This window comes from Psychrobacillus sp. AK 1817 (assembly GCF_008807035.1).
In the GTDB taxonomy this organism is placed as follows: Bacteria; Bacillota; Bacilli; order Bacillales_A; family Planococcaceae; genus Psychrobacillus; species Psychrobacillus faecigallinarum.
In genome coordinates, this window is the sequence record NZ_CP031739.1 from 2,637,627 (window position 1) to 2,661,275 (window position 23,649).

Below are 23,649 nucleotides of genomic sequence, written 5' to 3' on the forward strand. Positions count from 1 at the left end.
GACTAAAGGGAGGTAGGCTCCTTGATAGACGTTAATAATTTTGAGTATATGAAAATTGGTTTAGCTTCACCAGATAAAATCCGTTCATGGTCTTATGGAGAAGTAAAAAAACCTGAAACAATTAACTATCGTACACTAAAACCTGAAAAAGATGGGTTATTCTGTGAGCGTATTTTCGGTCCTACAAAAGACTGGGAATGTCATTGTGGTAAATACAAACGTGTTCGCTATAAAGGCGTAGTTTGTGATCGATGTGGAGTAGAGGTTACGCGTTCGAAAGTACGTCGTGAGCGTATGGGTCACATTGAATTGGCAGCTCCTGTATCACATATTTGGTATTTCAAAGGTATTCCAAGCCGTATGGGGCTGATTTTGGATATGTCTCCAAGATCACTAGAGGAAGTAATTTATTTTGCTTCTTACGTTGTAATTGAACCAGCGGATACACCTCTTGAAAAGAAACAATTACTTTCTGAAAAAGAATACCGTGCATACCGAGATAAGTTTGGTAGTAAGTTCCAAGCTGCTATGGGTGCAGAGGCTATTAAGCGTCTATTACAAGAGATAGATCTAGAAAGTGAAACTGAGAACTTAAAAGAAGAGTTAAAAACAGCACAAGGTCAACGCCGTACACGCGCTATTAAACGTTTAGAAGTAGTAGAATCTTTCCGTAACTCTGGCAACAAGCCTGATTGGATGATCTTAGATGTACTTCCGGTTATTCCACCAGAATTACGTCCAATGGTTCAATTAGACGGCGGACGCTTTGCTACATCTGATTTAAATGATTTATACCGTCGTGTAATCAACCGTAATAACCGTTTAAAACGTCTATTGGACTTAGGTGCTCCTAGCATCATTGTTCAAAACGAAAAACGTATGCTTCAAGAAGCAGTTGATGCATTGATTGATAATGGTCGTCGTGGCCGTCCAGTAACAGGACCAGGTAACCGTCCATTAAAGTCACTCTCACATATGCTTAAAGGGAAGCAAGGTCGTTTCCGTCAAAACTTACTTGGTAAACGTGTAGACTATTCTGGTCGTTCCGTTATCGTAGTAGGACCAAACCTAAAAATGTACCAATGTGGTCTTCCAAAAGAAATGGCAATTGAATTATTCAAACCATTTGTTATGAAAGAACTAGTTGAACGTGGTTTGGCGCATAACATTAAGAGTGCAAAACGCAAAATTGAACGTATGCATCCAGAAGTTTGGGATGTATTAGAAGATGTAATCAAGGAGCATCCGGTTTTACTAAACCGCGCACCTACTCTTCACCGTTTAGGTATCCAAGCGTTTGAACCAACATTAGTAGAAGGTCGTGCAATTCGTCTTCACCCCCTTGTATGTACAGCATATAACGCTGACTTTGATGGTGACCAAATGGCTGTTCACGTACCTTTATCAGCAGAAGCTCAAGCGGAAGCACGTCTACTAATGCTTGCTGCACAAAACATTTTGAACCCGAAAGATGGAAAACCAGTTGTTACGCCATCTCAAGATATGGTACTAGGTAACTATTACTTAACACTTGAGCGTAAAGGCGCAACGGGAGAAGGTTCTACATTCTACGGTCCAGAAGAAGTGCTAATTGCATATAATACAGGTCATGTACATTTGCATACTCGTATTGCCATAGCTGCATCTTCCTTGAAAAATCCAACATTTACGGAAGAACAAAACAAGATGTTGTTGTTGACTACTGTAGGTAAAGTAATCTTCAACGAAATACTTCCTGAAACGTTCCCGTATATTAACGAACCAACGGATTACAATTTACAAATAGAAACACCTGAAAAATATTTCATCTCTACTACGACAGACGTGAAAAAACATATTGAATCTACGGATCTTGTTCAACCATTCAAGAAGAAAATCCTTGGAAATATCATCGCAGAAGTATTTAAACGTTTCCATATTACAGAAACATCTAAAATGCTTGACCGTATGAAATCACTTGGATTTAAATATTCAACTAAAGCTGGTATTACAATCGGTATCTCTGATATCGTCGTACTTCCAGATAAAGGTGAAATTCTTGAAGAAGCACAAGGTAAAGTAGATAAAGTAATGAAACAATTCCGTCGTGGTCTAATAACAGAGGAAGAACGTTATGCAAGCGTTATTGGACACTGGAGTAGAGCGAAAGAAGTTATTCAAGAAAAACTGATGAGATCACTTGATAACATGAACCCAATCTTCATGATGAGTGACTCTGGGGCCCGTGGTAACGCGTCCAACTTCACTCAGCTTGCAGGTATGCGTGGGCTGATGGCCAATCCGGCTGGTCGAATTATCGAACTTCCGATTAAATCATCGTTCCGTGAAGGGTTAACAGTACTTGAATATTTCATCTCAACGCATGGTGCTCGTAAAGGTCTTGCCGATACAGCTCTTAAAACAGCCGATTCAGGTTACCTGACTCGTCGACTTGTTGACGTAGCTCAAGATGTAATCGTACGTGAGGATGACTGTGGAACAGACCGTGGCTTACTAATAGGCTCTCTTATGGAAGGTACGGAAGTAATTGAAGAGTTTGGCGAACGTATTGTTGGACGTCACACGAAGAAAACAATCTTCCATCCGGAAACAGGAAAAGTAATGTTAGAAAGAGATGGCTTGATTACTCAAGATATCGCACGTCTTATCGAAGAAGCTGGAATTACTCAATTAACTATCCGCTCAGCATTTACTTGTAATACAAAACATGGTGTATGTAAAAAATGTTACGGCTTGAACTTAGCAACTGGAGATACGGTAGAAGTAGGGGAAGCGGTAGGTATTATCGCAGCTCAGTCTATCGGAGAACCTGGTACACAGTTAACGATGCGTACATTCCATACAGGTGGGGTTGCCGGTGATGATATTACACAAGGTCTTCCACGTATTCAAGAGATTTTTGAAGCTCGTAATCCAAAAGGGCAAGCGGTTATTTCTGAGATTTCTGGTACCGTTACTGAAATTGACGAAATTAGAGAAGGACAAAAAGAAATTACAATTCAAGGTAATGTAGAAACACGTAAATATCTAGCTCCATACAATGCACGTCTAAAAGTAATAGTAAATGACGTTATTCAACGTGGTCAGGTATTAACGGAAGGTTCTGTAGACCCTAAAGAATTGTTAAAAGTAAAAGATGTTTCTACTGTTCAAGAGTACTTATTAAAAGAAGTACAAAAAGTTTATCGTATGCAAGGGGTAGAAATTGGGGATAAACATATCGAAGTAATGGTTCGCCAAATGCTTCGCAAAGTGCGCGTAATTGAAGCAGGAGAAACTGACTTGCTACCTGGTTCACTTTTAGATATCCACCAATTTGCTGAAGCGAATAAAGAAGCAGTTTTACAAGGTAAAATCCCTGCAACTTGTCGCCCAGTTATCCTTGGTATCACAAAAGCTTCTCTTGAAACAGAATCATTCTTATCAGCGGCATCTTTCCAAGAAACGACTCGTGTCTTAACTGATGCAGCGATTAAAGGAAAACGTGATGAGCTACTTGGATTGAAAGAAAACGTAATTATTGGTAAACTAGTTCCTGCTGGTACTGGTATGCAACGTTACCGTCAAATTCAAATAACTACAAACGAAGCCGATGCTGAAAAAGAAACAGTAAACGCAGAATAACTTATATTAGGGAGATCTATTTATATTTCTCCCTAATATTTTATTGTTAAGCCTTGACACCTTTTTCAAGGAATGATAATATATTTAAGGTTGATAGTTATCGGACTTGTAGCTTTGGAGGATATGTAAATGTCTTATGAAAAAGTAAAACAAGCAGACAAAACGATCATTGGTACAAAGCAAGCAGTAAAAGCAATGAAAAAAGGGCTTGTCAAAGAATTATATATTGCACTGGATGTAGAATTGAGAATCATTGAATTAGCACGTCAGATAGCACAAGAAAATGATGTTCCAATAACCTATGTCGAGTCTAAATTAGAGCTTGGTAGAGCCTGTGGTTTGCGTTTAAGCGCTGCCGTTGTGGCGATTACTGTGTAACAGTTTTTGTGTAATACACAAAAACTTTGTTTTTACCCAAAAAATGAACCACCTGGATGTGTGGTATTAAAAGAACAAATGAAGGGAGGAATAATCGATGCCTACAATTAACCAATTGGTCCGTAAGCCTCGTAAATCCAACATCACTAAATCTAAGTCTCCAGCATTAGGAAAAGGCTATAACAGCTTTAAAAAATCAGCTACAAATCTTAACTCGCCTCAAAAGCGTGGGGTTTGTACTCGTGTTGGTACTATGACGCCGAAAAAACCAAACTCAGCACTTCGTAAATATGCGCGTGTACGTTTAACAAATACGTTAGAGGTTACTGCTTATATTCCAGGAGAAGGTCACAACCTACAAGAACATAGTGTTGTACTTATCCGCGGAGGACGTGTAAAAGATTTACCAGGGGTACGTTACCATATCGTACGTGGTGCTCTTGATACAGCTGGAGTTAATGGTCGTATGCAAAGCCGTTCATTATACGGTGCAAAACGCCCTAAAGTTAAAAAATAATTTATATTTAATAATTTGACATTCGTCGAAAGGAGGAAAACACATGCCTCGTAAAGGTCCTGTTTCCAAACGTGACGTGTTACCAGATCCAATTTATAATTCGAAACTAGTAACTCGTTTAATCAATAAAATGATGATTGATGGTAAAAGAGGTACTTCTCAAAAAATTCTATACGGAGCGTTTGATCTTGTAAAAGAACGTTCTGGTAAAGATGCATTAGAAGTATTTGAAGCTGCATTAAGCAACATTATGCCAGTTCTTGAAGTTCGTGCTCGTCGTGTTGGTGGTGCTAACTACCAAGTACCGGTTGAAGTACGTCCTGACCGTCGTTATACTTTAGGTCTTCGCTACCTAGTAAACTATTCACGTCTTCGTGGAGAAAAAACTATGGAAGAGCGTTTAGCTAATGAAATTCTTGATGCATCTAACAACACTGGTGCTTCTGTTAAGAAACGTGAAGATATGCATAAAATGGCGGAAGCTAACAAAGCATTTGCTCACTATCGTTGGTAAGATTTTAATACAATCATACTCTAATCCGAAATTGGAAGGAGAAATACAATATGGCTAGAGAGTTCTCCTTAGAAAAAACACGTAATATCGGTATCATGGCTCACATCGATGCTGGTAAAACGACTACTACGGAGCGTATTCTATACTACACTGGTAAAATCCACAAAATTGGGGAAACTCATGAGGGTGCTTCACAAATGGACTGGATGGAGCAAGAGCAAGAACGTGGTATCACTATCACTTCTGCTGCGACAACAGCTGCTTGGGATAATCACCGTGTAAACATTATCGATACACCTGGACACGTAGACTTCACAGTTGAAGTTGAACGTTCACTTCGTGTACTTGATGGTGCGGTTACAGTACTAGATGCTCAATCTGGTGTTGAACCACAAACTGAAACAGTATGGCGTCAAGCTACAACTTATGGCGTACCACGTATTGTTTTTGTAAACAAAATGGATAAAACAGGTGCGGACTTCTTATATTCTGTAGGAACTCTTCGTGACCGTCTACAAGCTAACGCTCATCCAATTCAGTTACCAATTGGTGCTGAAGATGAATTCAGCGGTATCATTGACCTAGTGACAATGAAAGCTACTTTATACGGAAACGACTTAGGTACTGATATCCAAGAAGTTGAAATTCCAGAAGAATATAAAGCACAAGCTGAAGAATACCGTGAAAAATTAGTTGAAGCGGTAGCTGAGCTTGATGAAGATTTAATGGAAAAATATCTTGGTGGAGAAGAAATTACAACTGAAGAATTAGTTGCTGGTATCCGTAAAGGTACCCTTAACGTAGAATTCTATCCAGTAGTATGTGGTACTGCTTTCAAAAACAAAGGTGTTCAAAAAGTTCTTGATGCAGTAGTTGCTTACCTTCCATCACCACTTGATATTCCAGCTATGAAAGGTATCGATCCTGATAGCGAAGAAGAAGTAGAACGTCACTCTGACGATTCTGAACCATTCTCTGCATTAGCGTTTAAAGTTATGACTGACCCTTACGTTGGTAAATTAACTTTCTTCCGCGTGTATTCTGGTACTCTTCAATCTGGTTCATACGTTCAAAACTCTACTAAAGGTAAGCGTGAACGTGTAGGTCGTATCCTACAAATGCATGCTAACTCTCGTGAAGAGATCTCACAAGTTTACGCTGGAGATATCGCTGCAGCAGTAGGCTTAAAAGATACAACAACTGGTGATACATTATGTGATGAAAAATCTCTAGTAATTCTAGAATCTATGGAATTCCCAGAGCCAGTTATCTCACTATCTGTTGAACCAAAAACTAAAGCTGACCAAGATAAAATGGGTCAAGCTCTACAAAAATTAGCTGAAGAAGATCCAACATTCCGCGTACATACTGACCAAGAAACTGGTCAAGTAATCATCGCTGGTATGGGCGAACTTCACCTTGATATTCTAGTAGACCGTATGCGTCGTGAATTCAAAGTAGAAGCTAACGTAGGTGCTCCACAAGTATCTTACCGTGAAACTTTCCGTTCATCGGCACAAGTTGAAGGTAAATTCGTTCGCCAATCTGGTGGACGTGGTCAATTCGGACACGTTTGGATCGAGTTCTCTCCAAACGAAGAAGGAAAAGGCTTTGAGTTTGAAAATGCTATCGTTGGTGGGGTTGTACCACGTGAATATATCCCAGCTGTTGAAGCAGGTCTTCGTGACTCACTTGACAACGGTGTAATCGCTGGATTCCCATTAATCGATATTAAAGCTAAATTATTCGACGGATCATACCATGATGTTGACTCGAATGAGATGGCATTTAAAATCGCAGCATCTATGGCATTGAAAAATGCTGTTTCTAAAGTAAACCCAGCACTTCTTGAACCAATCATGAAGGTAGAAGTTGTTATTCCTGAAGAATATTTAGGAGACATCATGGGTGATATCACATCTCGTCGTGGACGCGTTGAAGGTATGGACGCTCGTGGTAACGCACAGGTAGTACGTGCAATGGTTCCACTTGCTGAAATGTTTGGATATGCAACATCATTACGTTCAAATACACAAGGTCGTGGAGTATTCTCGATGGTATTTGATCACTATGAAGATGTTCCAAAATCAATTGCTGAAGAAATTATCAAAAAACACAAAGGTGAATAATTGAATTTTCATCTTGATTCAAGTATAACTTTCTTGTAGTGTATGAAATATAGGGACTACTTGTCCCTATCTTTTATCATAAAAAAAACAAACAATTACTGAGGAGGATTTCTCTAATGGCTAAAGAAAAATTTGACCGTTCCAAAACACATGCTAACGTTGGTACAATCGGACACGTTGACCATGGTAAAACAACTTTAACTGCTGCAATCGCTACAGTTCTTTCTAAAAAAATGGGTGGAGTAGCTAAATCATACGCTGACATCGATAACGCTCCTGAAGAAAAAGAGCGCGGAATCACAATCAACACTTCTCACGTTGAATATGAAACAGAAACTCGTCACTACGCTCACGTAGACTGCCCAGGACATGCTGACTATGTTAAAAACATGATCACAGGTGCAGCTCAAATGGACGGCGGGATCCTAGTAGTATCTGCTGCTGATGGCCCAATGCCACAAACTCGTGAACACATTCTTTTATCTAAACAAGTAGGTGTTCCATACCTAGTTGTATTCATGAACAAATGTGATATGGTAGACGACGAAGAATTACTTGAATTAGTTGAAATGGAAGTTCGTGACCTTCTTTCTGAATACGATTTCCCAGGCGACGACATTCCAGTAATCAAAGGTTCTGCTCTTAAAGCTCTTGAAGGAGAGCCAGAATGGGAAGAAAAAATCGTTGAATTAATGGACGCTGTAGATAGCTATATCCCAACACCAGAACGTCAAACTGACAAACCATTCATGATGCCAGTTGAGGATGTATTCTCAATCACTGGTCGTGGTACAGTTGCTACAGGACGTGTTGAGCGTGGACAAGTTAAAATCGGTGACGTTGTAGACATCATCGGTATTACTGAAGAAGCAAAATCAACTACTGTAACTGGAGTTGAAATGTTCCGTAAACTTCTTGACTATGCAGAAGCTGGAGACAACATCGGTGCTCTTCTTCGTGGGGTTTCTCGTGAAGAGATCCAACGTGGTCAAGTTTTAGCTAAACCAGGTTCAATCACTCCACACACAGACTTCAAAGCTGAAGTTTATGTTCTTTCTAAAGAAGAGGGTGGACGTCATACTCCATTCTTCTCAAACTACCGTCCTCAGTTCTACTTCCGTACAACTGACGTAACTGGTGTTTGTAACTTACCAGAAGGCGTAGAAATGGTTATGCCTGGAGATAACATCGAAATGACTGTATCTCTAATCTCTCCAATCGCTATCGAAGAAGGTACTAAATTCTCTATCCGTGAGGGTGGACGTACTGTAGGCGCTGGTGTAGTTGCTACTATCACTAAGTAATCTATAATTAAATTATAAAATCCATCTCGTGACGACGAGGTGGATTTTTTTGTGCTTAAAAATGGTAAACTAATTTTAAAGGGGTGGTTCCATTGAGCGTAAAAGTATTTTTAATTGAAGATGACATGTCAATATTCGAGATGATACAGGATCGTTTTAAACAATGGGCATTAGAAGTTATAGGCCCATCAACTTTTCAGCATGTAATGGATGATTTCATACAAGAAGCTCCACAGTTAGTTATAGTAGATATTCAGCTTCCGGCTTATGATGGATTTCATTGGTGTAGGCAAATAAGGGCAGTTTCTAAAGTACCGATTATATTTCTATCTTCTCGGGATCATCCAATGGATATGATCATGGCAATGCAAATTGGTGCAGATGATTTCGTACAAAAACCCTTTCATATGGATGTTTTACTTGCGAAGGTTCAGGCAATACTTCGAAGAACCTATGATTATGGGGAAGAGCAAAATGAAATGACAAGGTGGAACGGAGCGACGGTAGATTTTTCGAAAGGTGTTCTCTTAAGGAACGACCTCTCTGTAGAATTAACTAAAAACGAATTATTTATTTTGCGGGTTTTATTGCAATCTGTAGACAAGATTGTATCGCGCGATGAATTAATGAGAAAACTATGGGATGACGAGAGATTTGTTAATGATAATACTTTATCCGTTAACGTGAATCGTCTGCGTTTAAAATTAGAAGAGATTGGTTTGACTGATGTCATCCAAACCAAAAAAGGATTAGGTTATATGGCCATTTCAAAGGAGGGATAAACATGTTGCTGACATTTCTCAAAGAAAGAATATCGTGGATAATATTCTTTCTTACCCTCCAGGTTTGGTTGAACATTATATTAACCCTTGATGTTGCCTTTAAGGATGTCTCCTTACTTTATATAAATATGATAAATGCAATTGCTTTTTTATTGTTTCTAGTATGGCGATTTAGAAAAGAAACACAGTATATAAAAAGTCTACAAGAGAACCTGGGAGTGGAATCAAGTTTTGATCGACTCCAAGAAGTGTTTCCAGAAGGCAGTTCTAGCTTTGAAAAGAAAGTAACTGAGGTATTAGAGGATTGCTTTAGGATAGGAATAGACGAACTAAACGATTTAAAGGTTAAACACCTAGAGGAAGATGACCAAATTGTTTCATGGATTCATGAAGTGAAAACTCCATTAACAAGTATGAAGCTAATGATTGACTCCTTAGAGGATTCTAAAATGCAAAGAAAGCTAGAATTAGAATGGCTTAGAATTCATCTATTGCTAGATCAGCAGCTGCATCACACGAGACTATCCTCATTGGAAAAGGATTATATTATTGAGCAGGTAAACTTAAAAAAGGTAGTTTATCAGGAGATAAAAGAACTGCAGGGATGGTGTATTCAAAAGAATATTGGTTTTGACATAGATGATCTTCAAAAAACTGTCCTAACTGATCAAAAGTGGTTGGCATTTATACTAAGACAAATAATATCAAATGGTGTTAAGTACAGTAAAGAAAACAGCATTATTCAATTGTTTTTACGTAAAGATTCAGTCGGTCATCAACTTCTAACAATTCAAGATTTTGGTAGTGGTATTAGACAAGCGGATTTACCACGAATATTTAACAGGGCCTTCACAGGTACAACGGGACGTGAAACGAATGCCTCAACAGGAATGGGGCTATACCTAGCCAAAAATGCTGCAGACAAACTAGGTATAAAAATTAGTGTTCAATCTAAGGTTAATGAAGGAACTTCCTTTATACTTCAATTTCCCTTGAAAAATGAAATGTCCAACATCTTAGGTAGGTGACAAAATTGTCATCTACTTTATTTATTCGTCATGTTAATCGAACGATTAAAGGAAGAAAACATTTTAAAATAAGGTTAATAAGGTATAGGAGGAAAATCCATGATCATATTAAGCGGTCGTAAAATAAAAAAAGTATATGGAAAAAAATCTACAGCGCAGGAAGTTTTAAAGGGAATTGATTTAGAGGTTCAAGAAGGTGAGTTTGTAGGAATAATGGGACCATCCGGTTCTGGAAAAACTACGCTTCTTAATGTACTAGCTTCTATAGATCAAGCGACAGAAGGGGTTATTGAAATAGCAGGAAATAACTTGCGTAGAATGAAGGAAAAACAGTTATCTAATTTTAGAAGAGAACAATTAGGTTTCATTTTTCAAGATTATAATTTATTGGATACGCTAACTGTAAAAGAAAATATTCTGCTCCCTTTATCGATTAGTAAGGTAACGAAAAAAGAGGCTGAAGATCGTTTTCAAGAAATTATAAGGACTCTAGGAATAGAAGATATTATTCATAAGTATCCAAATGAGATTTCAGGGGGGCAAAAACAAAGAACTTCTGCGGGAAGAGCTTTAATTGGGAATCCAACCATTGTATTTGCGGATGAACCTACAGGGGCACTAGATTCTAAAGCAGCAAGCGCATTACTTACTAACATGGAAAAAATTAATAAGGATAAGAAAGTTACTATTATGATGGTAACACATGATCCGGTGGCAGCAAGTTTTTGCTCGCGTGTATTGTTTTTAAAGGATGGCCAGCTATATACAGAACTATACAAAGGGGAAAATAATCGCGGACAGTTCTTTCAGGAGATTATGAATACGCAAGGTGTGCTTGGTGGTGATGGTTATGACGCTTAGTCAGCTAGTTTTCCGTAGTATGAAAAAGAATATTAAGCATTACTACTTATACTTCTTTGCTTTAATCTTTAGTGTCACACTTTATTTTTCTTTCGTCACGCTTCAATATAATCCAAGCATAGTGGAAATATCGGTAGGCGTTAAAGTTACTGCAGGTTTAAAGGCCGCTTCTTACTTGTTGTTATTTGTAGTTGTTTTCTTTGTTTTATATGCTAATCGCTTATTTATGAAGAGAAGAAGTAAGGAAATAGGTTTATATCAGCTTATTGGTATGTCGAAAAGTTTAGTAACAAGATTGTTAGCATTGGAAAACACAATACTTTGGATTGGTGCTCTTAGTTTAGGGGTAATCATTGGATTCCTAACGTCTCGGATATTTGCAATGATTTTATTGAAGGTGCTGGAAAAGGATGTTTTAGTAGACCTTACCTTTTCAGTAGAGGCTTTACAAATGACAGTTTTAGTATTTTTAGTGTTGCTCATAGTAGTCCTGATACAAACGACGTTTACTATTAGAAGAGTTTCTTTAATAACGCTTTTCCATTCTACTGCTATTGCAGAGGAGAAAATAAAGAAATTTAGTGGTTTCCAAATGTTCCTTGGACTTTTAGGATTATTAATGATTGGATATGGTTACTACTTATCTACCTCCTTGTTTGAGGTATATTCGGAGAACGCAAATATGCTACTAATTAAAATGCTATCGATCTTAGGTTCGACCATTTTTGGTACATTCTTAGTCTTCCGTTTTTCAGTTGCATTTCTTATGAACTTAGCAAGAAAGCGAAAAAAAGGACATTTATCAATTGAAGATGTTCTTTCATTAACACCAATCATGCACAGAATGAAAGCAAATGCGATGTCCTTAACGACAATTACTGTTATATCGGCAACTGCTTTAGCAATACTTTGTTTATCTTATATCTCCTACTATTCTGCAGGTTCTATGGCAGAACGGAATGTTCCTTTTGATTTTATATTGTTAAATGAACATGGTGAAGCATTTTTAGAGGAACTAGATAACAAGGGAATTAGTTATAATAAAACCGAAATCGATCTACTGAATGCAGAAGTGGAGACTGCTGAGCTCTACGAAGCAGGCATTCCAGCTGGTATGGAGATGAATACCAAAGGATTCTATCAACTGCTGAAACTTAGTGATGCACAAAAAATGTGGCCACAGCTTTCTTTGGAGGAGGGTGAGGGCTATGTGAGTGGCTATAGTAGTATGATGTCTGAAATTGTAAAGATAGAGAGTGATAAACCGGTAAGCATAACGACTTCTGAAGGTGATATCTCTTTACATATAAAAGAAGTCAAGGAAGAGTCACCTCTTGTTTATAAACTTACGGGTGCAGGAGTATCTTTTATAGTAACGGATCAGCAGTTTGAACAGCTCGCTAAGGATAGTATAATTGGTCAAAATACTATTTGGGAAAAACAAGTAGGCATTAATATAAAAGATTCCTCCAATCAAAAAGAAGCACAGTATATTTACGAGTCTACTACGAATGACGGTTATAATGAAGCAGCAAATAGTGATGGTTACAGTGAACACTTTCAGGTTGACTCGCAGGAAATGTATCGCTCTTCTACGCTAGATATGTTTGGTCTAGTTATATTTATTACAGGTTTTCTTGGATTAGCCTTCCTAGTGACTACAGGTAGTATTTTATACTTCAAACAAATGTCGGAGGCCGATGAAGAAAGAGAATCTTATACCATTCTTCGTAAAATCGGATTTACAACAAATGAACTAATGAGAGGAATCTATCGAAAGCAATTATTCAACTTTGGATTTCCATTAATCATTGGTTTAGCGCATAGCTATTTTGCTGTTAAATCGGGCTGGATGTTATTTGGTACAGAACTAGTAGCTCCTTTACTCATAACGATGGGAGTCTATATTATTCTTTACTCTGTATTTGCTGTCCTTACGGTCGGATACTATAAAAAAGTAGTCAATGAATCACTATAGTCTGTATACAGAAAACTCTTTGTTTTACAACAAAGAGTTTTTCTTATTGACTTTTAAATGGATTAACTATAAACTTCTATCATATTAGCAATCTAGTGTGTGAAAGTGAGTGTTTTAAATGAATGCAGTATTGATAGCAGTTGCTGTTATGTTAATTCTGAGTTTACTTCGTATAAATGTAGTGTTCTCATTAATCATAGGTGCATTGGTAGGTGGGCTTACAGCTGGCTTATCGGTCACAGAAACGATAGAAGCGTTTACTGGAGGATTAGGTGCAGGAGCAACAATAGCGCTTAGCTACGGGCTCTTAGGAGGCTTTGCGGTTGCCATATCGAAGACAGGCATACCAGAGTTATTAGTGGCGGCAATTCTCAAGGTTGTCAGAAGGGAAGGGGATTCCCAAAAGACAGGTTTAGCTAAGGTATTAGTATTCTTATTGCTATTGATGATGGCTATTTTCTCGCAGAACTTAATACCGATTCATATCGCATTTATTCCATTATTAGTTCCACCTATTTTAAAAGTATTAAATATGCTCCAAATAGATCGTAGATTGATTGCATGTATTTTGGCATTTGGGTTAATTACCCCTTATATGTTCTTACCATATGGGTTCGGAGCGATTTATCAACAAATTGTGGCAACACAGATGGAGCTATCTGGTCTTACAGTTGCTTTAGAGGATATTCCTCGCGCGATGGCAGTACCAGCCTTAGGAATGGTTGTAGGGCTTGTTATGGCGTTTGTTTTATATAGAAAGCCAAGACAATACCGTCAAGAAGAAGTTAAAGTAGAAGGATTACAACTAAACGTTAAAAAAAGCAGCGTGTTCTTCACAATTATTTCGTTGATTGCGGCTTTGTATGCACAAATCGCAACCGACTCAATGATAGCAGGGGCTCTAGCTGGAATCACAATACTTTATGTAACAGGTGCTTTAAAATGGAAGGAAGCTGACCAGCTATTAACAGAAGGTATGCGTATGATGGCATTCGTAGGGTTTGTTATGATTACAGCAAACGGATTTGCTGCTGTCATCAGTTCAACTGGTCATGTAGAAAGTTTAGTAGAGGCATCTGCAGAATTATTAAAGGGTAATGTCAGCTTGGCTGTGTTAATTATGTTAGTAATTGGTTTAATCGTAACTTTGGGAATTGGCTCTTCCTTTGCCACCATTCCAATAATCGCAGCGATCTTTGTTCCTTTAGCATTAGAGTTAGGATTAAGCCCCTTAGCTACTATAGCTTTAATAGGGACTGCAGGTGCATTGGGGGATGCGGGTTCGCCGGCATCTGATTCCACACTTGGACCAACAGCTGGTTTAAGCGTTGACGGACAACATAATCATATTTGGGATACAGTAGTACCGACATTCATTTGCTACAATATACCGTTAATCATTTTTGGCTGGCTTGCAGTAGTATATGTACTATAAGAGAAAGAGCTCCTCTGGGGCTCTTTTTATATAGGGCAAGATAATAGATGACATTTCCCAATAATTATCGAGGGATACAATAGAGCAATCACTTTTCTTATCCGAGGAATTGCTACCATTCATTTCATTTGTAATTTAAATAAGAATTTTATATACTAGAAAACGGCTAAAAAAACGCATAGTTTAAATGAATATATAAATAGTTGAAGCATATAAAAAGAATTCAAGAAAAAGACTTGCATATTCTTTTTTTATTGTATATAATGTTGAATGTTGGTCTTTGACTGCGATGAAACGAGAGGTTACCGACACACCCGGCCGCTTTGCCATGGCGAGTGTACGGAAAATTTTCGTGGAGAATGTCTAGAAAATAGGCGAAAAGGAGGGAAAATAATGGCAAAACAAAAAATTCGTATTCGTTTAAAAGCGTATGATCACAGAATCCTGGATCAATCTGCTGAGAAAATTGTAGAAACTGCTAAACGTTCAGGTGCAAGTGTATCGGGTCCGATTCCACTTCCGACTGAAAGATCTGTGTATACGATTCTTCGTGCTGTTCATAAGTATAAAGATTCTCGTGAGCAATTCGAAATGCGTACGCATAAACGTCTTATCGATATCGTTAACCCAACACCACAAACTGTTGATGCGTTAATGAAGCTTGATTTACCATCTGGCGTTGATATTGAAATCAAACTTTAATGGTAAAAGATAAAAAACAACTAATTATTATAGGAGGTGTGACGGATGACCAAAGGAATCTTAGGTAGAAAAATCGGTATGACGCAAGTATTTGCTGAGAACGGTGACTTAATCCCTGTAACAGTTATTGAAGCTACTCCAAACGTAGTGCTTCAAAAGAAAACTGCAGAAACAGACGGTTACGAAGCGATTCAGTTAGGTTTTGAAGATAAGCGCGAAAAGCTTTCTAACAAACCTGCTAAAGGACACGTAGCTAAAGCTAGCACCGCTCCTAAGCGCTTCATCCGCGAATTCCGCGGCTTGGATACAGCTAATTACGAGGTTGGTCAAGAAGTCAACGTAGAAAGTTTTGCAGAAGGCGATGTAATTGATGTAACAGGTATTACTAAAGGTAAAGGTTTCCAAGGTGTTATTAAACGCCACGGACAATCTCGTGGACCAATGGCCCATGGATCTCGTTATCACCGTCGTCCAGGTTCAATGGGGCCAGTTGCTCCGAACCGTGTATTCAAACAAAAGAAATTACCTGGTCAAATGGGTGGACACACAGTAACAATCCAAAACTTACAAATCGTAAGAGTGGATGCTGAACGTAACCTATTATTAGTAAAAGGTAATGTTCCTGGTTCTCGTAAATCATTAGTAGTTGTTAAGGCTGCTATTAAATCGAAATAATTCTCTGAAGAAAGGAGGAAACAGGAATGACAAAAGTATCTTTATTCAATCAAGCAGGATCTTCTGTTGGGGAAATCGAGTTAAACGACAAAGTTTTCGGAATTGAACCAAACGAATCTGTGCTATTTGAAGCTATCATTTCTCAACGTGCTTCACTTCGTCAAGGTAATCACAAAGTGAAAAATCGTTCTGAAGTAGCTGGTGGTGGTCGTAAACCATGGAAGCAAAAAGGAACAGGTCGTGCTCGTCAAGGTTCGATCCGCTCTCCACAATGGCGTGGCGGTGGTACTGTATTTGGTCCAGTTCCACGTAGCTATAGCTATAAATTACCTAAGAAAGTACGTCGTTTAGCTCTTCTTTCAGCTCTTTCATCTAAAGTGCGTGAAGAAAGCATCGTAGTACTTGAAGGGTTAGCATTTGATGCTCCAAAAACAAAAGAATTTGTGAAAGTGTTATCTAACCTTTCAATCAATAAAAAAGCGTTAGTAGTAACTGCTGATTTAGATGAAAACGTAGCATTAGCTGCTCGTAACATCCCTGGAATCACAGTTGTGTCTGCAACAGGCATTAACGTATTAGATTTAGTTGGTCACGATAAATTAGTGATGACTAAAGCTGCAGTAGAAAAAGTAGAGGAGGTGCTTGGTTAATGGAAGCACGTGATATTATTAAACGTCCGGTCATTACCGAGCGTTCTTCTGAAGTAATGGCAGATAAAAAGTACACTTTCGAAGTGGACACTCGCGCTAACAAAACACAAGTTAAATATGCAGTTGAAGAAATCTTTGGAGTAGATGTTGAAAAAGTTAACATCATGAACTACAAAGGTAAATTCAAACGCGTAGGTAAATTTGGCGGTTATACTAACAAACGTCGTAAAGCGATTGTTACATTAACTACAGACAGCAAAGAAATCGAGTTATTCGAAATTTAATCCTTTAACAAGGAATTAATAATCAAGAAGGAGGGAATAAAATGGCGATTAGAAAGTATAAACCAACGACAAACGGACGTCGTAACATGACTTCACTTGACTACGCTGAAATCACAACGAACAAGCCTGAGAAATCACTTCTTGCTCCTGTTAAGCGTAAAGGCGGCCGTAACAATCAAGGTAAAATTACTGTTCGTCATCATGGTGGTGGACACAAACGCCAATACCGCGTAATTGATTTCAAACGAAACAAAGACGGTATTCCAGCACGTGTTGCTACTATTGAATATGATCCAAACCGTTCTGCAAACATCGCATTACTAAATTATGCTGATGGGGAAAAACGTTATATCCTAGCTCCTAAAGGCTTAGAAGTTGGAATGACAATCGTGTCAGGTCCAGAAGCTGATATTAAAGTAGGTAACGCACTTCCATTGCAAAACATTCCAATGGGTACTACTATCCATAACATCGAAATGAAACCTGGTAAAGGTGGTCAGTTAGTTCGTTCTGCTGGTACATCTGCTCAATTATTAGGTAAAGAAGGTAAGTACGTTATCGTACGTTTACAATCTGGTGAAGTTCGTTTAATCCTAGGTGTTTGCCGCGCTACTGTTGGTGAAGTAGGAAATGAACAACATGAACTTGTAAACATCGGTAAAGCAGGTCGTAATCGTTGGTTAGGTAAACGCCCAACTGTACGTGGATCTGTAATGAACCCTAACGACCATCCACACGGTGGTGGTGAAGGACGTACTCCAATCGGACGTAAGTCTCCAATGTCTCCATGGGGTAAACCAACTCTTGGATACAAAACTCGTAGCAAGAAAAACAAATCCGACAAACTTATTATTCGTCGTCGTAAAAAATAAAGTGGTTTTACTACGGTTCAAAGAACGAGCCGTGGTGCAATCACAGAGGGAGGTTTCAGCATGGGTCGTAGCTTGAAAAAAGGACCTTTCGCAGACGATCATTTATTGAAAAAGGTCGATGCACAAAAGGACTCTGAGAAAAAACAAGTGATTAAGACTTGGTCTCGCCGTTCAACAATTTTCCCTACTTTTATCGGATTAACAATCGCAGTATATGACGGACGTAAACATGTACCGGTATACGTGACTGAAGATATGGTAGGTCATAAACTAGGCGAGTTTGCACCAACACGCGCTTATAAAAGTCATGGTGCAGATGATAAGAAAACAAGACGCTAATTTGAGAGGAGGTCATTCAAATGTCACAAGCAAAAGCTATTGCTAAAACAGTGCGCATTGCTCCTCGTAAGGTAAGATTAGTCGTTGATTTAATCAGAGGTAAGCAAGTCGGTGAAGCAGTTGCAATTTTACAACTTACTCCTAAAGCAGCATCTCCTGTTGTTGAGAAAGTATTAAAATCTGCTATTGCAAACGCTGAGCACAATTATGATTTAGATATTAACAACCTAGTTGTTTCTGAAGTATTTGTTGATGAAGGTCCAACATTAAAACGTTTCCGTCCACGTGCGATGGGTCGTGCAAGTGCTATCAACAAACGTACAAGCCACATTACTGTAGTGGTATCTGAGAAGAAGGAGGGATAATTCGTGGGTCAAAAAGTTCATCCAATAGGAATGCGAGTTGGGATCATTCGTGACTGGGAGTCAAAATGGTACGCTGGTAAAGACTATGCAAACTTACTTCATGAAGATTTAAAAATTCGTAAGTATATTGAAACTCGTTTAAAAGATGCTTCAGTTTCTACTGTAGAAATCGAACGTGCTGCTAAACGTGTTAACATCACTATTCACACTGCGAAACCAGGAATGGTAATCGGTAAAGGTGGTACTGAAGTCGAAGCACTTCGTAAACACCTGAACGATATCACTGGCAAGCGTGTACACATCAACATCGTAGAAATTAAAAGAGCTGACCTTGATGCTAAATTAGTAGCTGAAAGTATTGCACGCCAATTAGAAGGCCGCGTATCTTTCCGTCGTGCTCAAAAACAAGCAATTCAACGTACAATGCGTGCTGGCGCTAAAGGTATTAAAACTCAAGTATCTGGACGCTTAGGCGGCGCTGACATTGCGCGTGCTGAACATTACAGCGAAGGAACTGTACCACTTCATACATTACGTGCAGATATCGATTATGCACATGCTGAAGCTGACACTACTTACGGTAAGTTAGGCGTTAAAGTATGGATCTATCGTGGTGAAGTCCTTCCAGTTAAGAAGAACTCTGAGGAAGGAGGCAAATAATATGTTAATGCCTAAACGCGTTAAATATCGTCGCGAACACCGTGGGAAAATGCGTGGTGAAGCAAAAGGCGGTAAAGAAATAGCATTCGGTGAGTTTGGTTTACAAGCAACTGAAGCTAGCTGGATTACAAGTCGTCAAATTGAATCAGCTCGTATTGCAATGACACGTTACATGAAACGTGGCGGTAAAGTATGGATTAAAATCTTCCCACATAAACCTTATACGAAAAAGCCTCTAGAGGTTCGTATGGGATCCGGTAAAGGTGCTCCTGAAGGTTGGGTAGCTGTAGTTAAACCAGGGAAAATTATGTTTGAAATTGCTGGCGTATCTGAAGAGGTAGCTCGCGAAGCTTTACGCTTAGCTTCTCATAAGCTTCCTATTAAATGTAAGATAGTTAAACGTCAAGAAATTGGTGGTGAATCTAATGAAAGCTAATGACATCCGTGAACTTACTACTGCAGAAATTGAACAAAAGGTAAAATCACTGAAAGAAGAGCTTTTCAACCTTCGCTTCCAATTGGCGACTGGTCAATTAGAAAACACAGCTCGCATTCGTGAAGTTCGTAAGGCGATTGCACGTATGAAAACTGTGATTCGCGAAAGAGAAATCAGTGCAAACAACTGATAAAGGAGGTTTTCAGGCATGACTGAGCGTAATCAACGCAAAGTATACACTGGCCGTGTAGTTTCTGACAAAATGGAAAAAACTATTACTGTTTTAGTTGAGACTCATAAAAAACACAAATTATACGGTAAGCGTGTAAAATATTCTAAGAAATTTAAGGCTCATGATGAGCAAAACGAAGCCCAAATCGGCGATATCGTCCGTATCATGGAAACTCGTCCGCTATCAGCTACAAAACGTTTCCGTTTACTGGAAGTTGTAGAAAAAGCGGTTATTATCTAATAATAAATTTCGGAAATAATTAATTCCGGAGGGAGGTAACCTAAGTGATCCAACAAGAAACTCGTATGAAAGTTGCAGACAACTCAGGTGCACGTGAAGTTTTAACAATAAAAGTACTTGGTGGTACTGGACGTAAGACTGCTAATATCGGCGATATCGTCGTATGTACAGTTAAGAAAGCAACACCAGGTGGCGTTGTCAAGAAGGGTGACGTAGTTAAAGCAGTTATCGTTCGCACTAAAAGCGGCGTACGCCGTAAAGACGGAACTTATATCAAATTTGATGAGAATGCATGCGTTATTATCAAAGACGATAAAGGACCGCGTGGAACTCGTATTTTCGGACCTGTTGCGCGTGAACTACGTGACAGCAACTTCATGAAAATCGTATCTTTAGCTCCAGAAGTTCTTTAATTATCATGAAAGTGCCAATCAAGGAGGTGCGACAAGAATGCATGTTAAAAAAGGCGACAAAGTAATGGTGATCTCGGGTAAAGACAAAGGGAAAACAGGCGTTATCCTTACAGCTTATCCGAAGAAAGACCGTGTTTTAGTTGAAGGTGTCAACATCATCAAAAAACACATGAAGCCAAACCAAGCTAATCCGCAAGGAGGAATTGAGAGCCGTGAGGCTGCAATTCACGTATCGAATGTTATGTTAATCGACCCAAAAACTGGCGAGCCGACTCGCGTAGGTTATAAAGTAGAAGATGGCAAAAAAGTTCGTGTTGCGAAAAAATCTGGTGAAATTATTAAATAAGTAAAGAGAAAGGAGGTACACACATGAACCGCCTAAAAGAAAAGTATCTTAAGGAAGTTTCTCCTGCTCTAATGAGCAAGTTTGAATATAGTTCAGTAATGCAAGTTCCTAAAGTTGATAAAATTGTTATCAACATGGGTGTGGGTGATGCTGTATCTAATACAAAAGCACTTGATGCTGCTGTTGAAGAATTACAAATTATTTCAGGTCAAAAACCTGTAGTTACGAAAGCTAAAAAATCGATCGCTGGATTCCGTCTACGTGAAGGTATGCCAATCGGTGCAAAAGTTACATTACGCGGAGAGCGTATGTATGACTTTTTGGATAAATTAATCTCTATCTCTCTTCCACGTGTACGTGACTTCCGTGGTGTTTCTAAAAAAGCATTTGACGGTCGCGGTAACTACACTTTAGGAGTAAAAGAGCAATTAATCTTCCCTGAAATCGATTATGATAAAGTTTCGAAAGTACGCGGTATGGACATCGTAATTGTAACAACTGCGAACTCTGACGAAGAAGCTCGTGAGTTATTAACACAGTTCGGTATGCCATTCCAAAAGTAAAATAAGGGAGGCGAAAACGTGGCTAAAAAATCAATGATCGTTAAACAACAACGTACGCCAAAGTTCAAAGTGCAAGAATACACACGCTGTGAGCGTTGTGGACGTCCGCACTCTGTATATCGTAAATTTAAGCTTTGCCGTATTTGTTTCCGTGAACTTGCATACAAGGGACAAATTCCTGGCGTTAAAAAAGCAAGCTGGTAATCCCCTATAACTGGGAAGGAGGTAAATGTAATGACAATGTCAGATCCAATTGCAGATATGCTAACACGCATTCGTAATGCTAACATGGTTCGTCACGAGAAATTAGAAATTCCTGCTTCAAACTTGAAAAAGGAAATCGCTGAAATTTTAAAACGCGAAGGTTTCATCCGTGACGTTGAATATGTAGAAGATAGCAAACAAGGAATCATCCGTATCTTCTTAAAATATGGTCAAAACGACGAGCGCGTTATCACTGGTTTGAAACGTATTTCAAAACCTGGTCTACGCGTTTACGCTAAAACAAACGAAGTGCCTAAAGTATTGAACGGTTTAGGAATTGCTTTAGTTTCTACTTCAAATGGTTTATTAACAGATAAAGAAGCTCGCGCTAAACAAGTTGGCGGAGAAATCGTAGCTTACGTTTGGTAATAATCAACAAACGAATGGAGGTGCAACAAAATGTCTCGAGTAGGTAAAAAACCAATAGAGGTTCCTGCTAACGTTACTGTTACAGTTAGCGCTGATAACTCAGTAGTCGTTAAAGGACCAAAAGGTGAATTAACAAATTCTTTTAACCAAGATATCAAGATTGAACAAGAAGGTAATGTTATTACTTTAGTTCGTCCTTCAGATTCTAAAGAACACCGTACAATCCATGGCACAACTCGTGCTTTATTAGCAAACATGATTACTGGTGTTTCTGAAGGATTTGCACGTGGACTTGAATTAGTTGGGGTTGGTTACCGTGCACAATTACAAGGTAAGAAACTTGTACTTAACGTAGGGTACTCTCATCCAGTTGAATTCACTCCTGAAGATGGACTTGAAGTTGAAGTTCCTTCTAATACAAAAGTTATCGTTCGCGGTATTAACAAAGAACGCGTTGGTGCATTAGCATCTAACATCCGTCAAGTTCGCCCACCTGAGCCTTATAAAGGTAAAGGTATTCGCTATGAAGGTGAAGTTGTACGCCGCAAAGAAGGTAAAACAGGTAAATAATGCATTGCGCATTAGAAAGGAGTGACTACTGTGATTACGAAACAAGACAAAAATCAAGTTCGTAAGAAACGTCATGCACGTGTTCGTACAAAAATCACGGGTACTACTGAACGTCCTCGTTTAAATGTATTCCGTTCTAATAAACACTTATACGCTCAACTTATTGATGATGCACAAGGTGTAACAATCGTAAGTGCATCAACTATGGACAAAGATTTCAATGGCACAGCTGGAAACGTTGAAGCTGCTAAATTGATCGGAGAAACAATCGCTAAACGCGCTACTGAAAAGAACATTAAATCTGTTGTATTCGACCGTGGCGGTTACTTATATCATGGACGTGTTAAAGCGTTAGCTGAAGCTGCACGTGAAAACGGCTTAGAATTTTAAGAAGAAGGAGGGACATATTTCATGCGTGGTATTGACCCAAACAAACTTGAACTTGAAGAACGCGTAGTAACAATTAATCGTGTTGCTAAAGTTGTAAAAGGTGGACGTCGTTTCCGTTTTACTGCATTAGTAGTAGTTGGAGACAAAAACGGACATGTAGGATTTGGTACTGGGAAAGCTCAAGAGGTTCCAGATGCTATCCGTAAAGCAGTTGAAGATGCGAAGAAAAACCTAATTGAAGTACCAAGAGTTGGCGGAACTACTCCTCACCAAGTAATTGGTCGCTTTGGAGCTGGATCTATTCTAGTTAAACCAGCAGCACCAGGTACTGGAGTTATCGCTGGAGGACCGGTTCGTGCGGTTCTTGAATTAGCTGGTATTACTGATATTCTTTCGAAATCACTTGGATCTAACACACCAATTAACATGGTTCGTGCTACAGTACAAGGTTTAAATCAACTAAAACGTGCTGAGGACGTTGCTAAATTACGTGGTAAATCAGTAGAAGAACTGTTAGGATAAGGGGGGAAATTACAATGGCAACTAAATTAGAAATCACCCTTACTAAAAGCTTGATTGGTGCAAAACCAAATCAACGCAAAACAGCAGAAGCTCTTGGATTACGTAAACTTCATCAAACAGTTGAGCACCAAGACAACGCCGCTATCCGCGGAATGGTTGGCAAAGTAGCTCACTTAGTAACTTTGAAAGAAATTTAAGGTTTATTTT

General features: G+C 38.8%; 31 protein-coding genes. All 31 read left to right on the forward strand.

Annotated elements, in window-relative coordinates; all coding sequences use genetic code 11:
- Positions 1-21 precede the first annotated feature (21 nt).
- Positions 22-3,624 carry a DNA-directed RNA polymerase subunit beta' gene (rpoC, locus tag D0S48_RS13105; RefSeq protein ID WP_144540953.1) on the forward strand — a complete coding sequence of 1,201 codons (3,603 nt, stop codon included), beginning with the start codon at positions 22-24 and terminating at the stop codon, positions 3,622-3,624.
- A 129-nt stretch (positions 3,625-3,753) separates the two neighbouring features.
- Positions 3,754-4,002, forward strand: coding sequence for a ribosomal L7Ae/L30e/S12e/Gadd45 family protein (locus tag D0S48_RS13110; protein WP_151112048.1), 249 nt, complete (start codon positions 3,754-3,756; stop codon positions 4,000-4,002).
- A 97-nt stretch (positions 4,003-4,099) separates the two neighbouring features.
- Positions 4,100-4,519, forward strand: a complete 420-nt coding sequence (gene rpsL / locus D0S48_RS13115) for a 30S ribosomal protein S12 (protein ID WP_144540957.1) — start codon at positions 4,100-4,102, stop codon at positions 4,517-4,519.
- A 43-nt stretch (positions 4,520-4,562) separates the two neighbouring features.
- Positions 4,563-5,033: a 30S ribosomal protein S7 gene (gene rpsG / locus D0S48_RS13120; RefSeq protein ID WP_144540960.1), complete on the forward strand. Its 471-nt coding sequence runs from the start codon at positions 4,563-4,565 to the stop codon at positions 5,031-5,033.
- 50 nt (positions 5,034-5,083) lie between these two features.
- Complete coding sequence (gene fusA, locus D0S48_RS13125) at positions 5,084-7,162, forward strand: elongation factor G (RefSeq protein WP_144540962.1); 2,079 nt, start codon at positions 5,084-5,086, stop codon at positions 7,160-7,162.
- Positions 7,163-7,278: 116 nt separating this feature from the next.
- Positions 7,279-8,466 carry an elongation factor Tu gene (gene tuf, locus D0S48_RS13130; RefSeq protein WP_144540964.1) on the forward strand — a complete coding sequence of 396 codons (1,188 nt, stop codon included), beginning with the start codon at positions 7,279-7,281 and terminating at the stop codon, positions 8,464-8,466.
- Positions 8,467-8,558: 92 nt separating this feature from the next.
- Positions 8,559-9,248 (forward strand): response regulator transcription factor, encoded by a 690-nt coding sequence (locus tag D0S48_RS13135; protein WP_144540966.1) that lies wholly within the window; start codon positions 8,559-8,561, stop codon positions 9,246-9,248.
- Between the two features lie 2 nt (positions 9,249-9,250).
- Positions 9,251-10,276, forward strand: a complete 1,026-nt coding sequence (locus D0S48_RS13140; protein ID WP_144540968.1) for a sensor histidine kinase — start codon at positions 9,251-9,253, stop codon at positions 10,274-10,276.
- 99 nt (positions 10,277-10,375) lie between these two features.
- Positions 10,376-11,137, forward strand: a complete 762-nt coding sequence (locus tag D0S48_RS13145; RefSeq protein WP_144540970.1) for an ABC transporter ATP-binding protein — start codon at positions 10,376-10,378, stop codon at positions 11,135-11,137.
- Positions 11,127-13,115, forward strand: coding sequence for an FtsX-like permease family protein (locus tag D0S48_RS13150; RefSeq protein ID WP_144540972.1), 1,989 nt, complete (start codon positions 11,127-11,129; stop codon positions 13,113-13,115). The genes D0S48_RS13145 and D0S48_RS13150 overlap by 11 nt, the downstream gene beginning before the upstream one ends.
- A 118-nt stretch (positions 13,116-13,233) precedes the next feature.
- Positions 13,234-14,550 carry a Na+/H+ antiporter family protein gene (locus tag D0S48_RS13155; RefSeq protein WP_151112050.1) on the forward strand — a complete coding sequence of 439 codons (1,317 nt, stop codon included), beginning with the start codon at positions 13,234-13,236 and terminating at the stop codon, positions 14,548-14,550.
- Positions 14,551-14,943: 393 nt separating this feature from the next.
- Positions 14,944-15,252 (forward strand): 30S ribosomal protein S10, encoded by a 309-nt coding sequence (gene rpsJ, locus D0S48_RS13160; protein WP_042478628.1) that lies wholly within the window; start codon positions 14,944-14,946, stop codon positions 15,250-15,252.
- A 45-nt stretch (positions 15,253-15,297) separates the two neighbouring features.
- Positions 15,298-15,927: a 50S ribosomal protein L3 gene (gene rplC, locus D0S48_RS13165; RefSeq protein WP_144540976.1), complete on the forward strand. Its 630-nt coding sequence runs from the start codon at positions 15,298-15,300 to the stop codon at positions 15,925-15,927.
- A 26-nt stretch (positions 15,928-15,953) separates the two neighbouring features.
- Positions 15,954-16,577: a 50S ribosomal protein L4 gene (gene rplD / locus D0S48_RS13170; protein ID WP_144540978.1), complete on the forward strand. Its 624-nt coding sequence runs from the start codon at positions 15,954-15,956 to the stop codon at positions 16,575-16,577.
- Entirely contained in the window at positions 16,577-16,861 is a 285-nt protein-coding gene (gene rplW / locus D0S48_RS13175; RefSeq protein ID WP_144540980.1) for a 50S ribosomal protein L23, read from the forward strand. The genes rplD and rplW overlap by 1 nt, the downstream gene beginning before the upstream one ends.
- Before the next feature lie 41 nt (positions 16,862-16,902).
- Positions 16,903-17,733 (forward strand): 50S ribosomal protein L2, encoded by an 831-nt coding sequence (gene rplB / locus D0S48_RS13180; protein WP_144540982.1) that lies wholly within the window; start codon positions 16,903-16,905, stop codon positions 17,731-17,733.
- A 60-nt stretch (positions 17,734-17,793) separates the two neighbouring features.
- On the forward strand, positions 17,794-18,072 hold the full coding sequence (gene rpsS, locus D0S48_RS13185) for a 30S ribosomal protein S19 (protein ID WP_090567829.1): 279 nt from the start codon (positions 17,794-17,796) through the stop codon (positions 18,070-18,072).
- Between the two features lie 20 nt (positions 18,073-18,092).
- Positions 18,093-18,437 carry a 50S ribosomal protein L22 gene (rplV, locus tag D0S48_RS13190; RefSeq protein WP_144540983.1) on the forward strand — a complete coding sequence of 115 codons (345 nt, stop codon included), beginning with the start codon at positions 18,093-18,095 and terminating at the stop codon, positions 18,435-18,437.
- A gap of 3 nt (positions 18,438-18,440) precedes the next feature.
- Positions 18,441-19,097: a 30S ribosomal protein S3 gene (gene rpsC, locus D0S48_RS13195; protein ID WP_144540985.1), complete on the forward strand. Its 657-nt coding sequence runs from the start codon at positions 18,441-18,443 to the stop codon at positions 19,095-19,097.
- Between the two features lies 1 nt (position 19,098).
- Positions 19,099-19,533 carry a 50S ribosomal protein L16 gene (gene rplP, locus D0S48_RS13200; protein ID WP_144540987.1) on the forward strand — a complete coding sequence of 145 codons (435 nt, stop codon included), beginning with the start codon at positions 19,099-19,101 and terminating at the stop codon, positions 19,531-19,533.
- Positions 19,523-19,723 carry a 50S ribosomal protein L29 gene (gene rpmC / locus D0S48_RS13205; protein ID WP_053591325.1) on the forward strand — a complete coding sequence of 67 codons (201 nt, stop codon included), beginning with the start codon at positions 19,523-19,525 and terminating at the stop codon, positions 19,721-19,723. The genes rplP and rpmC overlap by 11 nt, the downstream gene beginning before the upstream one ends.
- A gap of 18 nt (positions 19,724-19,741) precedes the next feature.
- Entirely contained in the window at positions 19,742-20,005 is a 264-nt protein-coding gene (gene rpsQ / locus D0S48_RS13210) for a 30S ribosomal protein S17 (protein ID WP_144540989.1), read from the forward strand.
- A 44-nt stretch (positions 20,006-20,049) separates the two neighbouring features.
- Positions 20,050-20,418, forward strand: a complete 369-nt coding sequence (gene rplN / locus D0S48_RS13215; RefSeq protein WP_053591327.1) for a 50S ribosomal protein L14 — start codon at positions 20,050-20,052, stop codon at positions 20,416-20,418.
- A gap of 37 nt (positions 20,419-20,455) precedes the next feature.
- Positions 20,456-20,764 carry a 50S ribosomal protein L24 gene (rplX, locus tag D0S48_RS13220; protein WP_144540991.1) on the forward strand — a complete coding sequence of 103 codons (309 nt, stop codon included), beginning with the start codon at positions 20,456-20,458 and terminating at the stop codon, positions 20,762-20,764.
- A gap of 23 nt (positions 20,765-20,787) precedes the next feature.
- Positions 20,788-21,327 carry a 50S ribosomal protein L5 gene (gene rplE / locus D0S48_RS13225; protein WP_144540993.1) on the forward strand — a complete coding sequence of 180 codons (540 nt, stop codon included), beginning with the start codon at positions 20,788-20,790 and terminating at the stop codon, positions 21,325-21,327.
- Between the two features lie 18 nt (positions 21,328-21,345).
- Positions 21,346-21,531, forward strand: coding sequence for a 30S ribosomal protein S14 (gene rpsN, locus D0S48_RS13230; protein ID WP_053591330.1), 186 nt, complete (start codon positions 21,346-21,348; stop codon positions 21,529-21,531).
- A 30-nt stretch (positions 21,532-21,561) separates the two neighbouring features.
- Positions 21,562-21,960, forward strand: a complete 399-nt coding sequence (gene rpsH / locus D0S48_RS13235; RefSeq protein ID WP_144540995.1) for a 30S ribosomal protein S8 — start codon at positions 21,562-21,564, stop codon at positions 21,958-21,960.
- 30 nt (positions 21,961-21,990) lie between these two features.
- Entirely contained in the window at positions 21,991-22,530 is a 540-nt protein-coding gene (rplF, locus tag D0S48_RS13240) for a 50S ribosomal protein L6 (RefSeq protein WP_144540997.1), read from the forward strand.
- 30 nt (positions 22,531-22,560) lie between these two features.
- Positions 22,561-22,920 carry a 50S ribosomal protein L18 gene (gene rplR, locus D0S48_RS13245; RefSeq protein WP_144540999.1) on the forward strand — a complete coding sequence of 120 codons (360 nt, stop codon included), beginning with the start codon at positions 22,561-22,563 and terminating at the stop codon, positions 22,918-22,920.
- Between the two features lie 21 nt (positions 22,921-22,941).
- A complete protein-coding gene (gene rpsE, locus D0S48_RS13250) occupies positions 22,942-23,442 on the forward strand; it encodes a 30S ribosomal protein S5 (protein WP_144541001.1) in 501 nt (166 codons plus the stop codon).
- A gap of 14 nt (positions 23,443-23,456) precedes the next feature.
- A complete protein-coding gene (rpmD, locus tag D0S48_RS13255; protein ID WP_144541003.1) occupies positions 23,457-23,639 on the forward strand; it encodes a 50S ribosomal protein L30 in 183 nt (60 codons plus the stop codon).
- Positions 23,640-23,649 lie beyond the last annotated feature (10 nt).

Coding starts and splice junctions, on each gene's coding strand:
- D0S48_RS13110 (WP_151112048.1), top strand. CDS start 3,754: ATGTCTTATGAAAAAGTAAAACAAGCAGACAAAACGATCATTGGTACA.
- rpsL (WP_144540957.1), top strand. CDS start 4,100: ATGCCTACAATTAACCAATTGGTCCGTAAGCCTCGTAAATCCAACATC.
- rpsG (WP_144540960.1), top strand. CDS start 4,563: ATGCCTCGTAAAGGTCCTGTTTCCAAACGTGACGTGTTACCAGATCCA.
- fusA (WP_144540962.1), top strand. CDS start 5,084: ATGGCTAGAGAGTTCTCCTTAGAAAAAACACGTAATATCGGTATCATG.
- tuf (WP_144540964.1), top strand. CDS start 7,279: ATGGCTAAAGAAAAATTTGACCGTTCCAAAACACATGCTAACGTTGGT.
- D0S48_RS13140 (WP_144540968.1), top strand. CDS start 9,251: ATGTTGCTGACATTTCTCAAAGAAAGAATATCGTGGATAATATTCTTT.
- D0S48_RS13145 (WP_144540970.1), top strand. CDS start 10,376: ATGATCATATTAAGCGGTCGTAAAATAAAAAAAGTATATGGAAAAAAA.
- D0S48_RS13150 (WP_144540972.1), top strand. CDS start 11,127: ATGACGCTTAGTCAGCTAGTTTTCCGTAGTATGAAAAAGAATATTAAG.
- D0S48_RS13155 (WP_151112050.1), top strand. CDS start 13,234: ATGAATGCAGTATTGATAGCAGTTGCTGTTATGTTAATTCTGAGTTTA.
- rpsJ (WP_042478628.1), top strand. CDS start 14,944: ATGGCAAAACAAAAAATTCGTATTCGTTTAAAAGCGTATGATCACAGA.
- rplC (WP_144540976.1), top strand. CDS start 15,298: ATGACCAAAGGAATCTTAGGTAGAAAAATCGGTATGACGCAAGTATTT.
- rplD (WP_144540978.1), top strand. CDS start 15,954: ATGACAAAAGTATCTTTATTCAATCAAGCAGGATCTTCTGTTGGGGAA.
- rplW (WP_144540980.1), top strand. CDS start 16,577: ATGGAAGCACGTGATATTATTAAACGTCCGGTCATTACCGAGCGTTCT.
- rplB (WP_144540982.1), top strand. CDS start 16,903: ATGGCGATTAGAAAGTATAAACCAACGACAAACGGACGTCGTAACATG.
- rpsS (WP_090567829.1), top strand. CDS start 17,794: ATGGGTCGTAGCTTGAAAAAAGGACCTTTCGCAGACGATCATTTATTG.
- rplV (WP_144540983.1), top strand. CDS start 18,093: ATGTCACAAGCAAAAGCTATTGCTAAAACAGTGCGCATTGCTCCTCGT.
- rplP (WP_144540987.1), top strand. CDS start 19,099: ATGTTAATGCCTAAACGCGTTAAATATCGTCGCGAACACCGTGGGAAA.
- rpmC (WP_053591325.1), top strand. CDS start 19,523: ATGAAAGCTAATGACATCCGTGAACTTACTACTGCAGAAATTGAACAA.
- rpsQ (WP_144540989.1), top strand. CDS start 19,742: ATGACTGAGCGTAATCAACGCAAAGTATACACTGGCCGTGTAGTTTCT.
- rplX (WP_144540991.1), top strand. CDS start 20,456: ATGCATGTTAAAAAAGGCGACAAAGTAATGGTGATCTCGGGTAAAGAC.
- rplE (WP_144540993.1), top strand. CDS start 20,788: ATGAACCGCCTAAAAGAAAAGTATCTTAAGGAAGTTTCTCCTGCTCTA.
- rpsH (WP_144540995.1), top strand. CDS start 21,562: ATGACAATGTCAGATCCAATTGCAGATATGCTAACACGCATTCGTAAT.
- rplF (WP_144540997.1), top strand. CDS start 21,991: ATGTCTCGAGTAGGTAAAAAACCAATAGAGGTTCCTGCTAACGTTACT.
- rpsE (WP_144541001.1), top strand. CDS start 22,942: ATGCGTGGTATTGACCCAAACAAACTTGAACTTGAAGAACGCGTAGTA.
- rpmD (WP_144541003.1), top strand. CDS start 23,457: ATGGCAACTAAATTAGAAATCACCCTTACTAAAAGCTTGATTGGTGCA.